Here is a 4686-nt window from a genome sequence, read left to right as displayed (position 1 = left end):
GTCCCCCCCTCGACCGGGACGCCGGTACCGGCGTCGTCGTGCTCGCGGCGCGTCACGGGTCCGTCGACAGGTCGGGGTTCCGGCTCCTCACCGCATTCGCCACTCCCGGATCGGTGCCATCGCCCCTCGTCGCCGACGACGGGCCGGCCTGACCGGCAGCGCCGGGTCCGGACCGGAGAACGCGTTCCGGTGGAACCTGTCAGTCCAGGCGGGCACGCACGACGCGTTCGACGACCGGCCGTACCGGCGCATCGGGATCGACCGCGAGCCGATGCGGGACGACGACGTCGAGGCCTACGTCACCGTGCTGCGCGACCCGGCCAGGGCGCGGGCGGCGTCGACGCTCTACCGGCAGGTGAGACTTCCCGGTGCCCTGAAGATCCTGCGCGGGACCTACCGCGGCCGCATCCTGCGCACACCGACCCTCGTGCTGGTCGGCGCCGAGGACGGACTCCTACCGCGCGACGCTCTCGACGTCCCACCCGAGGACGCACCCGACCTGGCTGTGCAGCTCGTCCCCGGTGGTGCGCACTTCCTCGTCGATGACAATCCTGCCGGCGTCACCCACGACCTCCGCGCGTTCATCGGGCTGCCCGCGCATGGCGGCGGCTGATCCGCCGGTGGGATCTCCGACCGACCCGCCCCGCCTGGGGCAACCGCAGAAACGCCGGACGTCAGGACGTACTGACCATGGTGTCCATGAGCAGGACGGGAGTGCCGTCCGCATCCGCCAGTTCGAGCCGCACGGTGACCGTGATCCCGGCGAGCGAGGTCAGGTGAGTGCCGCCGCACGGGATCTCCGCCCGCTCGCCGGGCAGGTCGCAGACCCACCGACGCCGGTCCGTGAGGCCCTGTCCGTCCGCGGCGATGCCGATCGGTGCCGCCGTCGCCGTCCATGCCGCGAGGGTGGCATTCACCGCAGCGGCTGCTGCTGCGGTGTCGAAGTCCTCCGTGCTGAAGCCCTTCCGCCGCAGGGACTTCCCCAGCCGGTACCTGTCCACCGAGCCGAACTCGCCGATCACCGTCGTCTCGATGGCGAGCGCGTCGAAGTTCGGGGCCCCGAGGGCGTCCGGCGCCACCTCCTTCTTCCAGCGGCCGGCCAGCGCACGGTTGAGGGCCAGGGAGGCGAGGTGGCAGCCGGTATGACCGGCGGACACTGCGGCCCGATAGGTGTCGTCCACCCGCACGACGACGTCGTCGCCCTCCGCGGGCGCTGCGCCCTCGACCAGGTGCACGACGACGAACGCCCAGCCCTCCGTGCCCTTCCGTACGGGCGATTCTCCACCCAGATACAGGGCACTCCCGTCGGTGGCGCCCACCACGCAGTCGACCACCGGCCAGCTGTGGGAGCCCGAGGCGAGGTCGCCGCGGTCGGGCCCCTGGTCGGGCCAGGCGGAGTCGACGGGGTGGAATGCCGTGACGTCCAGCAGGACGGCACTCCGTCCGTCCTCGCGCGGCTCGACATGGAGGACGCGGGAGGCTGACTCGAGGGCACCCTGGGGGTAGGTGACGCGTGTGTCGGTGGTCGGCAGGGTCATGCTGCTCCTTCGGGTGGTGCGAACAGGGCGAGAACGGGGGGGGTATGGGGTCGCTCAGGTATCCGCGGAGCGCTGGGCGAGCCTCTCCAGCAGTGGCTCCGTGCGGTAGGGGATGTGCTCGTGCAGGGCGAGGACCGTCTCGGTGCGGATGACGCCCTTGATCCGCAGCACCGAGCGCAGGGCTGCCTGCAGATTGTGGGTGTCGGTCGCGGCGACCCTGCACCACACGTCCCCCCGGCCCGAGATCTCGTGCACCTCGAGGACCTGGTGGATGGTGCGCAGGCCGGCGATGACGGCATCGAGCTCGCGGTGGGACACCTCGATGGTGACGAACGCGACGACGTCGTAGCCGAGCGCCTCGAGGTCCAGTTCCCTCCCGCTCCGCCGCAGGGTCTCCGCGCGGAGGAGCCGCCGGATGCGGCTCTGCGCGGTGTTCCGGGCGACGCCGAGGAGCTCGCTCAACTCGCTCACCTGAGCGCGGGGGTCCCGCACCAGCTCGAGCAGCAGTCGCAGGTCGAGGTTGTCCAGCTTGCTCACGAAGCTCACTTCCCGTCAGTCGGCTCCGCCCGTGTTGCGCACGGCGCTCAAAAGGGCGACGAGCTTTGCTGCAGGGCGGTCAGTGGGCTCCATCCTATAGAAGTCCGGGCATGATCCGGCCCCTGGGAGCGCCTAGGGTGGGCGCGTGCGAGCGAGGAGAAGTGGTGGGATGAGCGTCATCAACGAGCTCCGGATGAGGCCGGCGATGATCGAGCGACGGAGCTGGGATGCCTCCCTGGCCGCCCGTCTCGCGCTCGCGGTGACGGTGATCTCGACACTCCTCATCGGGGCGAACCTCGCCACGCCGATCTATCCCCTCATCCAGGCCGAGCTCGGGCTCACGTCCTTCGCGGTCACGGTCGCCTTCGCGTCCTATGTCGTCGCCCTGATCGGAGGGCTCGTCCTCGCGGGTCACTGGTCCGACCACATCGGACGGCGGGCGGCGCTCGTCCTCGCGGTCGTCCTCGGGCTGCTGGGTGCAGCGCTGTTCGCGATCGCCACCTCGCTGCCGATGCTCGCCGCGGGGCGCGCGCTGCAGGGGGGGGCCGTCGCGCTCGCCACCGGCGCGAGTGCCGCCGCCCTCCGCGATCTCCTACCCACCCGGCCGGACTGGGCATCGCGCTTCACACTGCTCGCCTCCGCCGGGGGAGTGGCCGCCGGTCCCGTGATCGGAGGGCTCCTCTCGCTCCTGCCCACGCCGACGCGCACGCCGTTCGTCCTGTACCTCGTGGTGCTCGCGAGTCTCCTGGTGCCGCTCGTCCTCCTGAGGGCCCGGCCCGCCATCAAGCCGGCCGCGTCGGACAATCCGCTCGCGGCACTGCGGCCCCGCCGGCCGGCCGTGTCGAAGGACGCACGCCGTTCGTTCTGGACCGCATCCTCCATCGGGTTCCTCAGCTTCGCCGTCTTCGGCTTCACGCTGAGTCTCGCCCCCACCTGGTTCGCAGGCATCGCGGGAACGACCTCCCGGCCCCTGATCGGCCTCCTCGCGGCCCTCGTCCTCGGGTCGTCGGCCGTCAGCCAGGTGCTGTCCCCGCGCGGGCGCTTCGTGGCACCCGTGGGCCTCGCCGGCATGGCGCTCGGCGTCGGCCTCCTGCCTCTGGCCGAGGCGACGGGCAGCCTGCCGCTGCTCGTCGGAGCCTGCGTCGTTGCGGGCTTCGGCCAGGGGATGGCCTTCCGGGTGGTCTTCAACGAGGTGTCGGTGCGGGTCGATCCGGCCCTGCACGCGCAGACGGTCAGCGCCGTGTACGTCCTCACCTACCTCGGCAGTGCCGTGCCGGTACTGGGGCTCGGAGCGGCCGCCGGCGTATGGGGACTGAACACCTCCGTCACGGTCTTCGCGCTTGCCATCGCCGCGGTCTGTGCGCTGCTCGCCGTGGGCTCACTGGTCCTGCGACTCCGCGCGACGCGCTAGCGACCGCCGCCCGCGGGGTCCGTACCGGTCCGGTCCTCCTCTTTGTAGGCTGTAGGCATGTCCACCACCCCCGTGCCGCCCCGCCCGTCCCCCCTCCCCGGTGCGAGCGGGCCCGCCGCGGACGGTAACGCGACCGGGAGGTCGGCAGGAGCGGTCGTCGGCCTCGACATCGGCGGCTCCAAGACCCACGGCGCGCTCTGGCTCGACGGTTCACTCGTGGCCGAGGCCAAGGCGGGCAGCGCCAACGTCCAGAACGTGAGCCCGGCGGAGGCGGCCCGGAGCCTCGAGGAACTCTTCCGCGACCTCCTGCCCGCCGGGGACGCCCCCACCATCGACCTTGTCGTCGCCGGTTCCGGGGGAGTGGACACCGCAGCCGACGCCGAGCGTCTCCGCGACCTGATCGCCCCGCACGCGCCGTCCGCCGCCGTCGACGTCATCCACGACACGCGGCTCATCCTCGCGGCCGGCGGTGCCCGGACCGGCATCGCCGTGATCGCCGGCACCGGCTCGGTGGCCTGGGGCGTCGGCGAGGACGGCCGGGAAGCGCGCTCGGGCGGCTGGGGCTACCTCCTGGGCGACGAGGGCAGCGGTTACTGGGTGGCGCGCGAAGCCGTGCGCCGTGCCCTGCACCGGCACGACCTCGGTCAGGACCCCGATGCCCTCGATACGGCGGTCCTCACGCTCAACGGGATCGACACCCCGACGGAACTGATCGGGCTCTTCCACTCGGGCGCCGGCCGGACCTACTGGGCGGCACAGTCCCGTGCCGTGTTCGACGCCGCCCGGGACGGTTCAGGGGACGCCGCGGACATCATCGACCGTGCAGCCGCCGACCTCACGCGCCTCGTGCTCGATGTCGCATCGGTGATCGGCGTACCCGGCCCCGTGGTCCTCGGCGGCGGCCTTGCCATGCACCAGCCGGATCTGCAGGCACGGTTGAGGACCCGCCTCGGGTCGGAGGGCATGACCGACGTCGTCTTCCTCGAGGAGGACCCGGTCATGGGGGTCCGATTCCTCCTGGGCCCCGATGAGGCCGCCTGAGCGGAGACCCCGGCACGATCGTGCGGTGCCCCTCCCGGGGCCCGCGGGACCAACGGCCCTCCCGCAGACCCATATGGGCTCTTGTCTGCTCCGAACACATGGTTAGACTCAGAACTCCGACAGCTTGAACTGACCGCTGCAGGCGTCGCCCTGCGGAAA

The 4686-nt window shown here is 72.0% G+C and carries 5 protein-coding genes; 3 read left to right on the top strand and 2 right to left on the bottom strand.

What is annotated here, in order from left to right:
* Positions 1-271: 271 nt before the first annotated feature.
* Positions 272-613, top strand: coding sequence for an alpha/beta fold hydrolase (locus CVO76_RS15415; protein WP_133082540.1), 342 nt, complete (start codon positions 272-274; stop codon positions 611-613).
* A 61-nt stretch (positions 614-674) separates the two neighbouring features.
* Here CVO76_RS15415 and CVO76_RS15410 read toward each other — a convergent pair whose 3' ends face one another.
* Positions 675-1538 carry a metal-dependent hydrolase gene (locus CVO76_RS15410; protein WP_208740017.1) on the bottom strand — a complete coding sequence of 288 codons (864 nt, stop codon included), beginning with the start codon at positions 1536-1538 and terminating at the stop codon, positions 675-677.
* Positions 1539-1592: 54 nt separating this feature from the next.
* Positions 1593-2075, bottom strand: coding sequence for an Lrp/AsnC family transcriptional regulator (locus CVO76_RS15405; RefSeq protein WP_208741854.1), 483 nt, complete (start codon positions 2073-2075; stop codon positions 1593-1595).
* A 169-nt stretch (positions 2076-2244) separates the two neighbouring features.
* Between CVO76_RS15405 and CVO76_RS15400 the strand changes: the two genes are divergently transcribed.
* Positions 2245-3486, top strand: coding sequence for an MFS transporter (locus CVO76_RS15400; protein WP_133082543.1), 1242 nt, complete (start codon positions 2245-2247; stop codon positions 3484-3486).
* Positions 3487-3543: 57 nt separating this feature from the next.
* Positions 3544-4527 carry an N-acetylglucosamine kinase gene (locus tag CVO76_RS15395; protein ID WP_133082544.1) on the top strand — a complete coding sequence of 328 codons (984 nt, stop codon included), beginning with the start codon at positions 3544-3546 and terminating at the stop codon, positions 4525-4527.
* Positions 4528-4686 lie beyond the last annotated feature (159 nt).

This window comes from Arthrobacter agilis (assembly GCF_002953615.1).
GTDB lineage: Bacteria > Actinomycetota > Actinomycetes > Actinomycetales > Micrococcaceae > Arthrobacter_D > Arthrobacter_D agilis_B.
Note: the sequence above shows the minus strand (reverse complement) of the source record. Positions and strands in the feature narration are given on the sequence as shown.